This window comes from Pararhizobium sp. IMCC3301 (assembly GCF_030758315.1).
In the GTDB taxonomy this organism is placed as follows: Bacteria; Pseudomonadota; Alphaproteobacteria; order Rhizobiales.
On record NZ_CP132336.1, the window covers coordinates 2,574,715 to 2,591,472 of the forward strand.

Below are 16,758 nucleotides of genomic sequence, written 5' to 3' on the forward strand. Positions count from 1 at the left end.
ATGACCGCATATCCGACGTCCCATCCGCTGCCTGCCGGTCTGTTGTGTGCCGGTCTGTTGCGTGCCGGTCTGTTGCGTGCCGGTCTGTTGCGCTTCGCCGCCGGGCTTTTGCTTGTTCTGGTGGCTGCATTCACCGAGCCGCAGCCTCTTCAGGCCCAATCCACTCACCCGGAAGAGGCCGGGTCTGGTGAGCGCATCCTTTCGTTTGACAGCAACATCAAGATTCGCGGCGATGGCAAGCTCGATATTCTTGACCGGATTACCGTGCGTGCCGAAGGGCGCGAGATCCGGCGCGGGATTTATCGCGATTTCGGCACTGTGCTGGTGCAGCGTGACGGCACACTCGACAAAGTTTCTTATGATTTCAAGAAGATCACCCGCGACGGCGCGCCGGAAAAGTTTGAAATCAAATATTTTCCAGGGACGATCCGGGTGTTTCTGGGTGATGCTGGAACTTTGCTGACAGCCGGAATTCACGAATACGAAATCCGCTACCGCGTCGACCGGCAGATTCAGTTCCAGCCCGAGCAGGATGTTCTGACCTGGAATGCCCTCGGCAATTTCTGGAGCTTTCCCATTGAAGATGTCACGGTCACCCTGCGTCTTCCCAAACGCGGGCGGCTGAAATCGGTGGATTTTTTCGCCGGTACGCAAGGCGAAGACAGTGCCGCCGAGACGCTGCAGATTGCCGCGGACCGCAACATGGCAGTGTTCCGCCGCGAACAGGTGCTGCTGCCCGGCGAGGGCGTGACGCTGCGCGCGGAACTCAACAAGGGCGTGGTTGAAGCGCCGGGTCTGCGCCAGCAGCTGAAATGGTATCTGCGTGACCGGCTGGAAGCTGTCGGAGCGCTGCTTATTCTGGTTCTGGTCACGGCCTATTATCTGGCCGCCTGGCTACGCGTCGGGCGCGATCCTCCCGATGGCATCATCGTGCCACAATGGACGCCGCCCGCCGGCATTTCTCCGGCGCTGGCCAGCTACATTCAGAACCGCGGATTTGGCAGCGACCCGTTTCGCGCCCTGTCCGCCGCTTTCATCAGCCTGGCGGTCAAAGGCTTTGTTACCATATCAGGGTTCGACAAAACGCCAACTGTGTCCAGAACGGCAAAACCCCGTGACGACAGCGCCATCGGCAAGCTGCCGGCAGGCGAGGCGGCCGTTTTGGGTTCGCTCGACGCGCACAGCACGCTGCAGTTTTCCAGGGCCAATGGCAAAATCGTCAAAGCGCTGGTCAGCCGCTTCAGAAGCGCTATCGAGCGTGAGCATGGTGCGGCATTTTTTCGCCTCAACCGGCTTTACTGCGTTGCCGGCATCGCCCTTTCGCTGGCCGGAGTGGCGGTGCTGCTGGTGCTGTCCAGAGGCAGTCTGGCAAGCCTCATTCCGCTGCTGCTCATCAATGCGGTGTTTCTCGCCGTCATCACGCTTGTGGCGCTGCGCCTGGTCAAAGCCTTTACCACACGCACCAGCGGCTGGCGGCTGATCGTCTCGGCCGTGCCGCTGCTGATCATGGCTGTGGTGGCGGCTGTAGCCACCCCCGCTTTGATTGCCGGTTTCGAGATTGAAAATCCGTTTGTTCTGGTCGCCTTCAGTGCCCTAGCCGGGGTCAATGCGCTGTTCTTCCGGTTGATGCAGGCGCCGACCCCGCTGGGCCAGCAGGTGCTGACCGCGATCGAGGGGCTGCAAACCTATCTGAAGCTGGCAGAGCAGGACCGCATGAACCTGGAAGGCGCACCGGACATGTCGCCGCAGCATTTTGAAACCCTGCTGCCCTACGCCATTGCCCTGGAGCTGGAAAAACCCTGGTCGCGGGCGTTTGACCGCTGGCTTGCAACCGCCACTGCAGAGCAGGTGGCCAGCGCCCGGTCCGCCGGCTGGCACAGCCATACAGGCCGCGGCCCCGGCCATCTTGGCCGCGATCTGGGGCGCCTGTCGCGCTCGCTGGAAGATGACATGCGCTCCGCCATTCCACCGCCCAGATCCCCCTCCGGCAGCGGCGGCCATTCCTCCGGCGGCTTTGCCGGCGGTGGCGGCGGCAACATTGGTGGCGGTGGCTGGTAACACTTTATCAACCAGCTTTGTCAGCGCCGTATTAACTCTGGTTGCCTATTCTGCAACCATGAAAAACAGCCTACACACACAGAGCGGTGGCCCGACCGCACACCCGCCTGCCAACAGCTCCGCTAGCAGCGCCTTTCCCGGCAGCGCCGGCGGCAGATTGTTTGCGTCCAGAGTGCCAAAACCGGCCAATTTGCAGCGGATTGTCATGGTTCTGGCCATAATTCTGCTCGCGCTCGCCCTTGTTGGCTGCGCCAGTTACAGCGCATCACGCGTGAACTACCCCAATGCCACCGTCACCTATTCTGACACAAAATGGTGTGTGCCGCGGCGCCTCAAAAGAGTGCTGCAGGAAGTCGCCGGCCAATTCGGCAATGTCTCGGTTACCTCGACAAAACGCTGGTGGCTGGAAAACTGGCTGAAGGGCGGCGCCCGCAAATCCTGGCACCGCAAATGCAAGGCCACCGATTTCAGCGTCCGCGCCAATCCCGATCAGGTGGTACGCTTCCTCAAAAGCCACCCCGACGTTGGCGGCTACAAATACTACCCGGCCGGCTTCTACCACATCGATGTCGGCCCCAGGCGCACCTGGTAGGGCCAACGATACCCGCAGGCCAGAGGCGGGGACACGCAGGGCCGCTTATTAATAGCCCGCTGTGCGCAATTCACCGTTGCAGCCCGGATAGGCTTCCGCTAAACAGGGGTCCACACCGCAAGCACCCGTAGCTCAGCTGGATAGAGCGCTGCCCTCCGAAGGCAGAGGTCACAGGTTCGAATCCTGTCGGGTGCACCAAATTTTTCAATGATTTAGAGCCTACACAAAGCCCACCTGATCGGGAGGTGTCCACTATATGTCAGCATAATGTGGCGGGACGCCATGGGTTGGGCTGAAATAGTGAACAGGTGGATGACCCCCAGCACGCAACCCGCACAGGCAAATCCCCTACCAGTTTCGCGATATTGTGACAGCCGCACTGAAAATCTGTTGGTAGCGATCCTTTGAAGCGTGCGGCGTACAGGTATGAAAATCCGATACTGCCTCAAATTTGCAGCCGGCATGGTCACCGGCCAGCAAAATGGTTCCAAGCCCGGTCAGTTCGGGCATGCGAGCAGACCGGATCACTTTTCCGGTAACGTTCGCCAGAAACTGAGTGAAATATGGGTTCTTGCTCATGCCGCCATCTATCAGCACTTCATCGGCTAGCGGGATACAGCGGTCCATCGCCTGCACCACTTCTGCGGCCCGAAGAGCAACGCCTTCCAGCACGGATTGAACCATCTGATCCTTTGTATGTTCCAGAGACAGGCCCAGCCAGACACCCCGGGCCCGTGGCTCCCAGTGCGGACACCCGAGGCCCGCAAGGGCGGGTACGAACACAAGACCACTCTCAATTGCGGGCAGCGCAGCAAAGGCATTGATGTCGTGATAGCTACTGAACAAGCCCAGTGACCTTGCCCAATTCAGCGCGGCACTGGCGGTGAATACCCCGCCATCGACTGCATAAACCGGCTCTTGCCCGTCCAACTGCCAGGCGACGGTCGGCAACAGGCCAAGTTCCGGTCTGTTCACGATCTCGTCTTCCGTCACCATCAGCGCAAAGGCTCCGGTCCCGAACGTGACCTTGGCCTGTCCTTTGCGCCGACACCCGAAACCGTAAAGTGCGGCCTGCTGATCAACCACACTCGCTGTCACAGGCACTGGGCCAGAGGCGGTTTTCATACAGCCAAAATCGCCGGTTGTCGGCACGATCCGGGGCAGACATTCGATCGGTACTCCAAAAATGTCACACAGCGTCTGATCCCAGCAAAGACCGTCAAGTTTCATCAACGATGTACGGCTTGCGGTGGTCACATCGGTGACGAATTGTCCGGTCAGCCGATCAAGAAAAAACGCATCGGTTGTCCCCAAACGCAGAGTTCCACGTTTCAGCGCCTCTTGCGCCGCGGGCAGGTTGCGCACTATCCACCCCAGCTTGCTTGCAGAAAAATAGGGCGTAAGCGGCAGGCCTGCACGCGCCACGGTTTGTGCTTCAAGGCCCTGTGCCCGCAGTGTGTCAAGATCAGCCAAAGTGCGGTTGTCCTGCCATACGATCACCGGAGATAGCGCCTTCTTGGTCTGCGCATCCCAGGCAAGGCAGCTTTCCCCCTGATTGTCGATGCCGATCGCCTCAAGCTTGCCCGCGGCATCGACACAGGCCTGTATGTTGCGCATAAGCTCTTCCGGGTCATGTTCGACCCAGCCGGTTTGCGGGTAACTTTGCTGATGCGCCACCGAATGCACCACTTCCAGTTTACCATCGCGATTGACGACAAGCGCGCGGGTGCTGGTGGTTCCCTGATCAATACCGGCGATGCGCAACTCAGTGATCCGATTCTAGCGAAAACCGGATTCCCGTATCGGGGGCCGCGGCTAAAATTCCGGCAATAGGAAGCTGAACCCGGCGCATTGGCCGCGATTTCAATTTTCCCTTCCAAAGGGTTCGATTGCCGCAGCGTGCAACGATTGTGCTGTCCACCGGCTTGTTCAACCCCATATAAAACTGTGCCATTCCGCCCGGTTCTCCATTAAGGCATAAACGCTGGGGCACTATGAAGCTGATCGCCCGATCGGACGCGACAACTGTCACGCTCGAATCCTGCCGTTGCGCAGATCGCTTCAAATCCACGCTCAATCTTTGGGCCGTTTCAATTGCTTCACGCCAGCAAAAACCGGAAGTCTCGGCCGCGCGCAACAAATTGCCGGCGCTGAAATATGCCGGGTCTGAACAGCGGCCAAACTGGTCAACCACGGGGCCGCCGCTGCCGTGATCAACTTCAAGGTGGCTGGATCGCAGCAGCGCTGACTCTGGTCGAAAGTGGCCGGAAATAATGATGCCATCTGCTTCTATCTGTTGGGTTTGCCCGTTTGCATCGACAAATTTCAGCGTCTCTACCCGTTCACGGCCAAGGATGCGCAGGTCGCGGACAGCCGAATACAGCGGAATACGCTTGAGCAAAAGGTAAGGGCGCAGCAAGCGGCGTGCCAGAATGCGATCTGCCTTCTCTACCATCGCCACCGGCTTGATGCCCAAATGTTCGCAAGTCTGGATCGCCGAGAAAGAGACTAGTTCAGACCCCAGGATCACCGGACGTTTGAAGGGCCTGATTCCCTTCAGATACACCATGGATTGCAAAGCGCCCGTGGTGATGACACCTCCCGGTCGGTCGCCGCTGACAAAACGCTGCGCGCGCGAGCTTTCCCGAACCCCCATACAAAGAACAACCCGCTGGGCGCGCAGTAAGCTTCGCCCCGCGTTGGTCAGGATTTCCATCTCCCCCCCACGACGCAGGGCAGTGACAGTGGTACCGGTGCGGATGTCCGCCCCAAGGGACGCGGCGACATCCCGGTTGCGTCGGGCATAGTCGGGCCCTTTGAACAAACGACCATATTCGCGAAGGCCGAAAGAGTAGTGCCCGCAATGGCGCGGGATGCCCCCCGCCTCTGCTTCGCGTTCAAGAACGACGACTTTGCCCACATCCAGCCGCTGTAATTCAGCCGCCAGCGCAAGGCCCGCTGTTCCACCGCCCACGATTGCAACAGTGCAGGTTTCCTCAATCATTTTCGCACTCAATTGGACGTTTCAACCGACCCTTCGTGATCTGAGCCAGTTCAGCAATACAGTAGAACCCTTGGCATCGGCCCATTGTGACACGCGTGCGGCGTTTCAGCCCCGACAGCGTAGCAGGCGGCATCGGTCCATCCAGAACCCGCTCTATTTCACGCCGTGTGACAAGTTCACAATGACAAACAACACCACCATTGCCTGCCGTTTCCCAATCCCGGCCGTGATAATTGGATAGCCGGTCAGCGTCGGGAATGACAGGATCAGACAGGGCCGTGAACTTCACGCCCCTCTGTGCAAGCAACCCTGTAACGTGACGCGCAATGCCAAGGGCAGAGCTTAGACCGGTAGACCGGATTCCGCCGACAGTGACAGCATTGCAACCCGCGTGCTGTCGGATTTGGTAATCTTGATGTTCGGTGGCTGGACGCAAGCCGGCATAGTTCGCTGTAATTTCGCATTGCGCAAGCTCTGGAAGCATCGCGACAGCTTGGTCGCGCAGCGCCAGTAGCGCGTCGCGATCTGTAGAGGCATCTGTGCGGCTTTGTTGTTCCTCAGCCGTGGGCCCAACCAGAACATTGCCGAAGATCGTCCGGCATAAAACGACACCTTTTGTTGTCTTTGAGGGAACCGGCAGGATGATTGACGAAACGAGTTCGGATGCGGGTTTGTCGAAAACGACGAACTGGCCTTTTCGGGGGGTAACGGTGAAATTTCGCTGGCCCATAAGTCGCTCATCAACGATATCGCCATACAGCCCTGCACAGTTTATGACATGGCTTGCGCAAAACTCGCCCGCCGTGGTGCGCAGGGTCCAGACCCCTTGCGCAAAGCTCCCTTCCGCAACCTCGGCTCCGGGCACCAGTTCGGCACCATTGGCAAGCGCCTGAAGGATATACATATGCGCTGAGGTCCAGGGGTCTATCAGGGACTCGCCCGGAACCTCAAACCCACCGTACAGGTTGGGCGCAAGTTTCGGTTCGCGCTGCGTGATCTGCTCGCGGCTCAGCATGGCGACGCTGGCAACACCGTTGCGATGAGCTTTTTCGATCAGCGCTGGCAGCTGCGAAAGCTGATCCTCGTCCCATGCCAACACCATCGCACCGCATTTCAGGATCGGCAGCGACAGGGGTTCAGCAATGTCGAGGTATTCCCGGTAGCCAGCGTTGATGCATTGTTGTTCCAGCGATCCCGGTGGCGCGTCAAATCCGGTGTGCAAAATGGCGCTGTTACCTTTGGACGCTCCGTCCAGCACATCAAGAGATTTCTCGATCACCACAACACGAGCACCATCAAGGGTGAAGCGGCGAGCCATTGCACAACCGACCACGCCTGCACCGATCACTGCGATATCATACGATTTAGACTGCACAGCGCGTCCTGATAGCTCGGAGCCTTGGCCAACGGAATCTGATTAACTCCTCGGCCACCTCTAGCGGCAATGTGCAGCAGGCATCGGGATTCAGCAAGTAAAATTCAGAGTATTGATCAATCGGTCATTTTTGTGTGTGAAAACTGATTTATAAGCCATTGAAAACACTAACTATAATAAAAAAATAGACCAAATGGGCATAAAATTATGGACATAACTCGATACAGGGCTAGTCTGGTCGGTCAGGAGGGGTGGGGTGATACACAGCAAAACAATGCGGCCATCGGTCAGGCAGGCCGCAGTATTTGAAACGATCGAAAAGCGTGGCCGCGCGACGGTTGAACAGCTCGCCGAAAAATTTGGTGCCTCGGTCGAGACGGTCCGCCGGGATCTGGGTGTCCTTGCCGCGGCCGGGCGCGTACGCAAGGTGTATGGCGGGGCGGTCAAGGTCAACATCGCCAATGAAGGATTATTCGAGGAACGCCTTGCCGCAAATACCCGTGCCAAACAGGAAATAGCAGAGAAGCTTTTGCATCAAGTGCGGCCGGGGCAATCAATCATGATTGATACGGGGTCGACAACGCTGATCTGCATTAAGGCACTCATACGTCACCGCGATCTTACCGTGATTACAAATTCCACTCACATTGCGCAGGTTGTGGCGGCGGCCAGGAACGGCTCGCGTGCCATATTGCTTGGCGGGATCTATAGCGATAACAATGCCCAAACCATCGGCGCACAAACCTGCGCAGAGGTTCGCCGCATCAGAACCGACCACGTTATCCTTACAATCAGTGCTCTCGACAGTTCGGGGGCCTATGACTTTTCAGAGGATGAAGCACAGGTTGGCCGCGCTATGATCGAAGGCGCAACTGCGCTTACTCTGGTGGCGGACGGCTCAAAGCTCGGAAGAGCCTCAACATTCCGGATTTGTGAGTTGACTCAAATTAAAAACGTCATTCTCAATGTCACGCCCGCACCTGAGCTGAAGGCCGCACTCATTGCCGCTGATGTAAATATCGTGTGAACAAGGAAATTTGGAACGTGCACCGATTTGCCAGAACCTATGTCAGAACTGTTGACCGCTTCAATCGGTTCATAGGGCGCATGATGATGTATGGCCTCTTTGTCATGGTCGCGATTCTGCTTTGGTCGTCACTGTCAAAGGTCTTGTTCACCGTTCCGGCCTTCTGGACCCTGGAAGTGGCGCAATTTGCCCTCGTCGCCTATTATCTGGTTGGCGGTCCCTATTCGATCCAGCTCGGCTCCAACGTGCGCATGGATCTGTTTTACGGGTCGTGGAGCGACCGCAAAAAGGCCTGGGTGGACAGCTTTACGGTACTGCTGTTGATGTTCTATCTGATCGTGCTGCTCTATGGCGGCCTCGATTCAATATCCTATTCCATCCAGTATCAGGAACGCAGCCCCAGCTTGTGGCGACCGCTGATGTGGCCTGTCAAGGCGGTGATGTGTTTTGGCATCTTTCTGATGCTGCTCCAATCCATATCCGAGTTGATAAAAGACATCGCGAAAATCCGTGGGGAAGTGCTTTAATGTCCTACGAGCTTATCGCGTTTTTGATGTTTGCCTCGATGATGCTGATGCTGATCACCGGACAAAGAGTCTTTGCAGCCATCGGCGGGATTGCTGCCATTGCCAGCCTTTTTCTCTGGGGGGCCGGTGGTTCTGACATTCCATTTGCAGCCGCCATGAAGGTGATGAAGTGGTACCCGCTGCTGACGCTGCCCATGTTCATATTCATGGGGTATGTGTTGAGCGAAAGCCGTATCGCTGATGATCTTTACAAGATGTTCCATGTCTGGATGGGGCCGGTCAACGGCGGGCTTGCGATTGGAACCATCGGATTAATGGTGCTGATTTCCGCAATGAACGGGCTGAGCGTGGCGGGTATGGCCATAGGGGCAACCGTCGCTCTGCCGGAGCTTCTTAGACGCAATTACGACAAGCGCATGGTGACGGGGGTGATCCAGGCAGGCTCCTCTTTGGGGATACTTGTGCCGCCCTCCGTCGTTCTGGTGCTGTATGCGATGATTGCGCGTCAGCCGGTCGGGCAGCTTTGGCTTGCCGGAGTGTTCCCCGGCCTGATGATGGCCGCGCTTTTCATCCTTTACATCTATATCCGCTGCAAATTTCAGCCAGAACTTGGACCCGCTCTCAAAGACGCCGACCGCGATATTACGCGCGCGGAAAAATACCGGCTGTTGCTGGCTGGCCTTCTGCCCGTGATTATCTTTGTCTGCATGATGTTTCCTTTCCTGAAAGGCTGGACCAGCCTTGTGGAAAGCTCTGCAATCGGGGCGATGACCGCCTTTGTGGCAGCAGTGCTGAAGGGGCGCATGACGCGTGAGGTTTTCGAGGTTTCCGTGCGTGAAACCCTGGCGATTTCGTGCATGTTCATGTGGATTGTGCTGGCGGCGCTGGCCTTTGGGGCGGTCTTTGATGGCTTGGGCGCGGTAAAGGCGATCGAGGGGCTGTTTACAGACAAGCTGCACCTGAACCCTTGGGTCATCCTGATCCTGATGCAACTCAGCTTTATCATTATGGGCACCTTCCTTGATGACACTGCCATGCTGGTGATAGTGGCGCCGCTTTATGTGCCCTTGGTCGGTGCGCTTGGTTTTGACTTGATCTGGTATGGCATTCTTTACACGATCACCACGCAGATCGCCTATATGACGCCGCCCTTCGGCTATAATCTGTTCCTGATGCGCGCCATGGCCCCGCCCGAGATCAGCATCAAAGATATCTATACATCCATCGTTCCGTTCGTTCTTGTGATGGTTATCGCCCTTATCCTGATCATGGTCTTTCCGAATATCGCGATGTGGCTTCCCAATTATGTCTATGGGCGCTAACAATATTCCCTTCAGCAACAGTTCAACAGGCAAGAAAACGCAAAAATGTCCAACAAAGGAGAGTGACATGACTTCCAGAAGAAAGTTCTTGACCACAGCCGGCATTGGCAGTGTGGCAGCTTTAACGGCACCAAGCATTGTAAAGGCTCAAGCACCCATCAAATGGCGCATGCAAACCTATTCCGGCGCGCCTCTCGGGGCCCATGTCATCAAGCCGCAGATCGAAGCCTTCAACAAGGCGGCGAATGGCGAAATGGAAATCGAACTGTTCTACGCTGACCAGCTTGTGCCAACGAGCGAGCTGTTCCGCGCTGTGCAGAACGGCACGCTTGACGCGATCCAGTCGGATGACGCCACCATGGCCTCCCCCGCCGATGTCGCGGATTTCGGGGGATATTTCCCGTTTTCCACGCGCTACAGCCTTGATATGCCTGTTTTGTTTCAGCGTTACGGCCTGAACGAAATCTGGAAAGAGGCTTATGACGAAATCGAAGGCGTGGAATGGCTTGGCGCGGGTGCTTGGGATCCATTGCACATCTTTACGGTCAACAAGCCGATCCGGTCGGTCAAGGACATGGCCGGGCTGAAAGTCTTTGGCGTGCCGACCGCGGGGCGGTTCCTGTCTCGTTATGGTCTGATCCCGGTCACTATTCCCTGGGAAGATGTTGAAGTCGCGATGCAGACCGGCGAATTGGACGGCGTTGCATGGTGCGGCTTTACCGAGGCTTACGAGGTTGGCTGGGCAGATATCTGCAATTACGGCTTGCTCAACAACGTCACCGGTGCTTGGTGCGGGTCGTATTTTGCAAACACCGACAGCTGGGCAAAAGTTCCGCCACATCTGCAAGAGCTGTTCCGGATGTCCATGGATCAGTCGCATTACTATCGCCAGGTCTGGTACTGGGGTGGCGAGGCCGCTCTGCGTGTGAACGGCGAAAAACTTGAACTGACCACTATCCCGGCCGAAGAATGGGATGGCGTTGTCGCCGATGCTGCGAGTTTCTGGGATGAACTGGCAGCGACCAATGACCGCGCCGCACGAGTTGTGGAAATATTCAAAAAGTATCAGGATGTCATGGAAAAGGCCGGCGTTCCCTATCGTTATTCTTGATTAAACAATGCCTGGCGAATTCTTGTTCGCCAGGCATTCACACGCATGCTTTTCGCGCAGTATATTGCCGACGCTAGGCGATAGTTATCGCCATTTAATTCCAGGATTTTCACATGGCGGCGTGAGAACACCTCGAATAGCAACTCCGCTCCCCTTGTCGCCGACAAGGGGACGTATTCCAGTCCGCCGATGGTCCGCAGATTAAACCGGGCAAGCTGTTTCTGCGGCTTCAACCGACGTTGCACGTCACTGGCCTCAAGCTTCATCGCTCCGATGAGACCCGGACCACCTCCAAACGAAATTCTCAGGCCATCTCGATAGCGCCGGTAATCAGGCCGGTGACTTCCTCGGGAGATGTTTCGGCCACCGGTTTGTCAGCGACTTTGGTTCCGCGTCGCAAGACCACCACCCGGTCGCAGACCGCAAATACGTCGGGCATTCTGTGGCTGATGAGTATCACCGCGAGCCCCGCGCCTTGCAGACGCCGGATCAGGTCCAGCACTTCGGCAACCTGCCTGACACTGATAGCGGCGGTCGGTTCGTCCATAATAACGATATTGGGCTTTGACAGCCGGGTTCGGGCAATTGCAACTGCCTGTCTTTGCCCACCCGACATCTGGCGGACCAGGTCCCTCGGCCGGGTCTCGGATTTGAGATCGGCAAACAGCTCAGCAGACCGTTCGTTCATTGCAGTACGGTTGAGAAAGCTGAAGGGACCCGCCTTGCGCACAATTTCACGGCCGAGAAAGACATTCATCGATGCCGTGAGATTGTCGCACAAGGCAAGGTCCTGATGGACGACTTCAATGCCGGCATCGCGGGCTTCTCGCGGGCGACCAAAAGTCACTGTTTTGCCGTCAAGGCGGATTGTTCCAGATGTCGGGGGAAAACTGCCTGCAATGATTTTGATCAGCGTGGATTTGCCCGCTCCATTGTCGCCCATCAACCCCAGGACCTGGCCCCGCTCCAGCTTGATATCGACGCCAGCCAGAGCGTGAATACCGCCAAAGTTTTTGGTGATGCCGGTCAGTTCGAGGATACTCATCATGCCATTCCTTATGCTGGCCCTATGCCCGCCCCATGCCGGTCCTATGCCCGTGCTAAGCCCGACTCCGCGATGCGGCATATTGATCGAAGGCAACTGCTGCGATGAGGATCAGACCAATGACAATTTGCTGCACAAACGAAGATACATTCATCAAGACCAGGCCATTTCGCAGAACGCCGATCAGAAGCGCTCCGACGACGGTACCGAAAATGCTGCCCACTCCGCCAAACAGCGAGGTGCCACCTATGACCACGGCGGCGATCACGTCGAGTTCCAGCCCCATTCCCGCAACGGCTTCAGCCGAGTTCAATCGCGCCGACAGCAGAAATGACGCCAGGCCACAGAAGAATCCTACGATCACATAGACCATGAACGTAACCCGGCGTGTGTTGACTCCATTCAGATCCGAAGCAGCCGCATTTCCGCCGACTGAATAGACGTGCAAACCGAAGCGGGTATGTTTGAGCACAACATGCGCTATTGCGGCAGCTAAAAAAAACAGGATCACTGGCACCGGTATGCTACCGATGCGCCCCTGGCCCCACCAGGTATACTCCGGGCTGAAGCCGCTGATCGGACCACCACCTGAAAACAGCAGGGCAGCCCCGCGAAACACACTCAGACCGCCAAGTGTGACCACGAATGCAGGTACTTTAAGTCTGGTGATTGCCAGCCCCTGGAGTGCACCGCCAACTATTCCCACCGCAATTGCCGCAAGAACTGCATAGATGACCGGGTTGCCTGTCGCTGCATCCGCACCAATCGCGAAACGGTTATCCAGCCCACCCTTGGAAACATAGGCGCCAACCAACCCCGCAAGGGCCACCAGAGAGCCCACCGAGAGATCGATACCTGCGGTCAGGATCACGAATGTCATACCGATAGCGATCAGACCGGAAATCGAAACCTGGCGCAGAACGTTCAGCAGGTTCAGGGGATGCAGGAAATTGGGCTGAAGCAGTGCGAAGACCAGGATGAGCCCAAGCAGAAAAATCGGGGCAGCATATCTTGCCGCAAGCCCAAACCAGTCAGTTCCGTTGTCCGGTTCTGTCTCGCCAGTTGTGTTGTCTGAATTCATACGCCTGCCCGGAAGGTCCGTCATCAGTAACGATCAAGGCCCACCACCTTGTTCCGGCGGCGGGCCCGTTACTTGCCAAGTGAAGTCAGTTCAGTTCCGAAAGACGTTCGGCCTTGTCGATGTTGTCCTTGGTAATCGCGAACGGTTCAAGCAGAACCAACGGCTCGGGCTTCGTTCCGTCGCGCAGGTATTTGACCAGCGCCTGAAGTGCAAGACGGCTCTGACCACCTGGCGACTGTTCGATTGTTGCGGTTAAACCGCCGTCACGCACACTTGCCAGAGCCTCAGGCAGCGCATCAAATCCAAGGATTGCAATATCGAGGCCTTGCTCCTGGATGACCTGCAGGGCGCCAAGCGCCATGTCATCATTGGCTGCAACAATGACATCGGGAGGCGAGTCAAGTCCGGCCAGTATCGATTCCGTGACGCTCGCACCCTCTTCCCGGGCAAAGTTTGCAGTCTGTTCCGCAACGAAAACATATTTGTCCGACATCGAATCCAGGATGTTGTGAACGCCTTTGTTGCGGTCGATGGCCGGGCTCGCTCCAGGTTGACCCTGAAGATTGACGATGCTCGCCCCGTCAGGGAAGAGTTTGATGATCAGATTTGCCTGTGCCTCGCCACCGATCACGTTATCAGCGCCCACATGGCCAAGCACACCCTCGACACCATCGACGCGCCGGTCGATGGTCATGACTGGAATTCCAGCATCGATCACCTGTTTAACACCAGGAGCCAGAGCGACGGAATCAAGCGGGCTGATAACCACACCGCTGACCTGGTTGATGATTGCCGCCTCAAGATCGGCTGTCTGTTTGGGCGCCGAGTTCTGGCCATCCTGGTTGATGATTTCAATGCCGCCGAGTGCTTCTGCTTCGGCGTTAAGCGCATTTTGCATATGAACAAAGAATGGAAATCCGAGGCTCGGCATCGAGGTGACGATCTTCAATTCCTGCGCCTGAACCGGAGCCGTTGAAATTATCGCGGCGGCGAGTGCCGCAACAATTCCGGATGCAATTCGAAATTTTGTCATTTTTTTCTCCCAGAAAACAGAGACTATTAAATATAGTCTTCTTCACATAAATGGTCTTACCCGAACATCAGGGACTGGAGGCAACGTTAGGTGCTCCAACGCACTGTGGCAACTCAATTTGCGTTTCCCGTGTGGTGCCGTCTTTGCAATCAAATGGAATTTGCTGTCAGACGAATTCGAACCAGTTTCAGTTTGCCTCACGGCAGACAGCTACGGATCGTTAAGGCGCTGTGAGCTGTGTCGGTGGGGATTGAGCGCGGCGGGTACAGTCGGGTGATGTCTCAGCGGGAATTTGGAGGATGAGCACGCCATCCCGTTCCGACGCGATAACAGGAAATAATATGCTGTTGGACAAGATGACTTCGACCTCGAAGAATCTTGTGACGGCAGTCTGCCCGGACTGGAATGTCTGCATGCAAGCGGGCGACCCCATATATCGTTTCCTTGCTGCCGCATTGGCCTGATCAATCGCCACTCATTTCATTGAATGGGACGTCACGCGGGCCCTCACGGCCTTCTTCATGAAACGTGATCCAGGGACGCTTTGGAAGCGAGACAGTAGATGAATGTGGTCACCACCTGCAAGTTCTGGCGGAATGGTCAATTCGTCGGCACCTAGCCGGTATGGATCTCGGTGGAAAATATCGTGCCGTCATCAAACGTATACGTATGCGATCCACCAAGCTGCATCACCATACCCTTGATAATCTTAGTGCCCATCCCGGTGGGATCATTTGCAGGGTCAAACCCCGGTCCGTTGTCCGCAATGACAAGTTTTGCCACGTCCTCTGTCAAGCGCTTGAGGCTGATGGAAATCAAAGTATCAGGCTTATTCACGTCAACATGTTTCAAAGCGTTGGTGACGACTTCATTGATCAGCAGCGCCAATGGCGTTGCCCGTTCGTGACTGATCGACAAGGGATCTATATCGAGGGTCAATTCGGCCGACGAGCCATATGCCTGAATAAGCGTTTCTGTGATTGAAGCAATGAAATCCGGAGCATAGAGGGCCGCATATGCATCGTAGTTATACATATGCTCGTGGACACTGGACATGGCCGCAAATCGCAACTGAATATCGGTTTTTATGGTTTCAGGAAGATTCTGCATTCTGACTAGCGATTGCATCGACTGCATATTATTCTTCACCCGGTGATGTATCTCGCGAAACAACATCGTATTTGTGGCTAAAGCTGCTTGCAGTTCTTCATGACGACGGCCATCTCGTTGTAGCAGCCGGATGATCCAAATCGCGCATAAGGTCAGGGCGAGAATGGTCGGAATGACTATCGCCAAGAGGACCCAAACGCGGCGCCAGAACCGCCCCACCGTTTCAGCGGTCCCGACTGAGGCCAAAGCGATAAGGTTAGTGCCCGGTACAGTTTGGTAGCTGACTACTCTTTGTACGCCATCGAGGGGAGACTTGCCTCTGTAGACACCAAAGTCTGCATTGGGGAGCAGATCTGCAAAAAGTACGTACGCGCTGAGGTCCAGGGGAGCGTCAGCCGGTGGGTAGCGGGCAACCAGCATTCCGTCGGAGCGAAAGATACTTATGGTTGCTCCTGTCCCCAGGTCCAGAGAGTCAAGCAAGTCTTCCAGCAGGGCCGCATCGAATGAAATAACTGCCACACCAATGAAAACACCACCTCGTTCAAGGCGCCGGCTAAACGCGAAGATCTGACTGTCATCAAGGCGACTGATTAGAAGGGAAGACGTGAAGAACTGTTCGCCCGCTGCCGGGCCGGAGAAATATTCTCGGTCGCGAATGTCGAGGTCCACAAAGTTGGGATCGGTCGTGTAGAGGGTTTGGCCATCGGCGGCGACAATGTAGGCTTTGGCACTGGCGGGCAGTCCTTCCAGAGCGTCCCGAACGCTGCTTAAAGTCGACGTGTTATTGGGCTGGACATCTATTCCAAGAGCCGAGTCCATTCGTCGCAGCGCTTGTGCCGCTACCTCAACGATCCATCCGGTATTGATCTGTACCGCCTTGGCAGCTGCTGTGGCGGTGACTTCAGCACGATCTTCCGCATCGTTGAACCCCTGATAGACCAGAGAGCCAACGATAGCTGAATAGATCAGCAAAGTTGCGATAATGAATGCTATCGCCGCTCGCGCAGAACCAGCAATCGCTTTAGTGACCATTGAGCATCCACTCCAAAGCAGGACCACGCAACGCTTAGCAAGAATGCATTTTTTTCGCCATAGGCGTTTTACTCGCGGCCACCATAACGGGAAGGCGCGACTTTTCCCGGGGTCAAATAAAGGAACGACCAGGGGTGTAGTCCTGGCATTTGTTGGATCGGCATTAGGTTGAATCTTTCTGGTTTATTTGTCCCGATTTTGCAGATGCATTCATATGGTGTGAGACCACCGAGGGTTTTGAGGCTTCGGGCGTAATTCTACGCATTGATGTCGTCGTTGAGATGGTCGCGCGGTTGGCAGTGGTCATCGTAGGTACAGTGAAACCCCATCTGCAGTATCGGGCCAAGTCCACTCACTATTCGCGAAACCTCAGCCTTGCCTGCCTCATTCTCGCTCCTTGACATGCAGGTAAATACCTGCATATAATTTTCCCATGGATGA

The 16,758-nt window shown here is 56.1% G+C and carries 15 protein-coding genes and 1 tRNA gene; 7 read left to right on the plus strand and 9 right to left on the minus strand.

The window, feature by feature from the left end; genetic code table 11:
• From RAL88_RS12475 to RAL88_RS12485, 3 genes are all read left to right on the plus strand, one after another.
• On the plus strand, nucleotides 1–2,058 hold the full coding sequence (locus RAL88_RS12475) for a DUF2207 domain-containing protein (RefSeq protein WP_306263813.1): 2,058 nt from the start codon (nucleotides 1–3) through the stop codon (nucleotides 2,056–2,058).
• A 58-nt stretch (nucleotides 2,059–2,116) separates the two neighbouring features.
• Nucleotides 2,117–2,650: a D-Ala-D-Ala carboxypeptidase family metallohydrolase gene (locus tag RAL88_RS12480; protein ID WP_306263814.1), complete on the plus strand. Its 534-nt coding sequence runs from the start codon at nucleotides 2,117–2,119 to the stop codon at nucleotides 2,648–2,650.
• Nucleotides 2,651–2,771: 121 nt separating this feature from the next.
• Nucleotides 2,772–2,848 (plus strand) — tRNA-Arg (locus tag RAL88_RS12485).
• Nucleotides 2,849–2,998: 150 nt separating this feature from the next.
• On the opposite strand, the gene RAL88_RS12490 is transcribed toward RAL88_RS12485, so the two are convergent.
• From RAL88_RS12490 to RAL88_RS12500, 3 genes are read right to left on the minus strand one after another with little or no spacing between them, the layout of a single operon-like run.
• The gene (locus tag RAL88_RS12490) at nucleotides 2,999–4,414 is read right to left on the minus strand and encodes an FGGY family carbohydrate kinase (RefSeq protein ID WP_306263816.1); all 1,416 of its coding nucleotides are present in this window, start codon (nucleotides 4,412–4,414) and stop codon (nucleotides 2,999–3,001) included.
• A 1-nt stretch (nucleotide 4,415) separates the two neighbouring features.
• Nucleotides 4,416–5,654, minus strand: coding sequence for an NAD(P)/FAD-dependent oxidoreductase (locus RAL88_RS12495; RefSeq protein WP_306263818.1), 1,239 nt, complete (start codon nucleotides 5,652–5,654; stop codon nucleotides 4,416–4,418).
• Nucleotides 5,647–7,029, minus strand: coding sequence for an NAD(P)/FAD-dependent oxidoreductase (locus tag RAL88_RS12500; protein WP_306263820.1), 1,383 nt, complete (start codon nucleotides 7,027–7,029; stop codon nucleotides 5,647–5,649). Before RAL88_RS12500 ends, RAL88_RS12495 begins: the two co-directional genes overlap by 8 nt.
• Nucleotides 7,030–7,285: 256 nt before the next feature.
• Here RAL88_RS12500 and RAL88_RS12505 point away from each other — a divergent pair, with 256 nt between their 5' ends.
• The 4 genes from RAL88_RS12505 (at nucleotide 7,286) to RAL88_RS12520 (ending at nucleotide 11,016) form a co-directional block, all read left to right on the plus strand.
• Nucleotides 7,286–8,056 carry a DeoR/GlpR family DNA-binding transcription regulator gene (locus RAL88_RS12505; RefSeq protein WP_306263822.1) on the plus strand — a complete coding sequence of 257 codons (771 nt, stop codon included), beginning with the start codon at nucleotides 7,286–7,288 and terminating at the stop codon, nucleotides 8,054–8,056.
• Nucleotides 8,057–8,073: 17 nt separating this feature from the next.
• Complete coding sequence (locus RAL88_RS12510) at nucleotides 8,074–8,583, plus strand: TRAP transporter small permease subunit (RefSeq protein ID WP_371932179.1); 510 nt, start codon at nucleotides 8,074–8,076, stop codon at nucleotides 8,581–8,583.
• Nucleotides 8,583–9,905: a TRAP transporter large permease subunit gene (locus tag RAL88_RS12515; protein WP_306263824.1), complete on the plus strand. Its 1,323-nt coding sequence runs from the start codon at nucleotides 8,583–8,585 to the stop codon at nucleotides 9,903–9,905. The genes RAL88_RS12510 and RAL88_RS12515 overlap by 1 nt, the downstream gene beginning before the upstream one ends.
• Before the next feature lie 67 nt (nucleotides 9,906–9,972).
• Nucleotides 9,973–11,016 carry a twin-arginine translocation signal domain-containing protein gene (locus tag RAL88_RS12520; RefSeq protein WP_306263826.1) on the plus strand — a complete coding sequence of 348 codons (1,044 nt, stop codon included), beginning with the start codon at nucleotides 9,973–9,975 and terminating at the stop codon, nucleotides 11,014–11,016.
• Here RAL88_RS12520 and RAL88_RS12525 read toward each other — a convergent pair.
• The 6 genes from RAL88_RS12525 to RAL88_RS12555 all read right to left on the minus strand — a co-directional run bounded on the left by RAL88_RS12525 (nucleotide 11,007) and on the right by RAL88_RS12555 (nucleotide 16,739).
• Nucleotides 11,007–11,282, minus strand: a complete 276-nt coding sequence (locus RAL88_RS12525; protein WP_306263828.1) for a hypothetical protein — start codon at nucleotides 11,280–11,282, stop codon at nucleotides 11,007–11,009. The two genes, RAL88_RS12520 and RAL88_RS12525, sit on opposite strands and share 10 nt — an antisense overlap.
• Before the next feature lie 38 nt (nucleotides 11,283–11,320).
• Nucleotides 11,321–12,061, minus strand: coding sequence for an ATP-binding cassette domain-containing protein (locus RAL88_RS12530; RefSeq protein WP_306263830.1), 741 nt, complete (start codon nucleotides 12,059–12,061; stop codon nucleotides 11,321–11,323).
• 55 nt (nucleotides 12,062–12,116) lie between these two features.
• Nucleotides 12,117–13,142 carry an ABC transporter permease gene (locus RAL88_RS12535; RefSeq protein WP_306263832.1) on the minus strand — a complete coding sequence of 342 codons (1,026 nt, stop codon included), beginning with the start codon at nucleotides 13,140–13,142 and terminating at the stop codon, nucleotides 12,117–12,119.
• Between the two features lie 85 nt (nucleotides 13,143–13,227).
• Nucleotides 13,228–14,175 (minus strand): substrate-binding domain-containing protein, encoded by a 948-nt coding sequence (locus RAL88_RS12540; protein WP_306263834.1) that lies wholly within the window; start codon nucleotides 14,173–14,175, stop codon nucleotides 13,228–13,230.
• Between the two features lie 615 nt (nucleotides 14,176–14,790).
• Complete coding sequence (locus RAL88_RS12545; protein WP_306263836.1) at nucleotides 14,791–16,317, minus strand: sensor histidine kinase; 1,527 nt, start codon at nucleotides 16,315–16,317, stop codon at nucleotides 14,791–14,793.
• A gap of 257 nt (nucleotides 16,318–16,574) precedes the next feature.
• Nucleotides 16,575–16,739 (minus strand): hypothetical protein, encoded by a 165-nt coding sequence (locus RAL88_RS12555; RefSeq protein ID WP_306269802.1) that lies wholly within the window; start codon nucleotides 16,737–16,739, stop codon nucleotides 16,575–16,577.
• Between the last annotated feature and the right edge of the window lie 19 nt (nucleotides 16,740–16,758).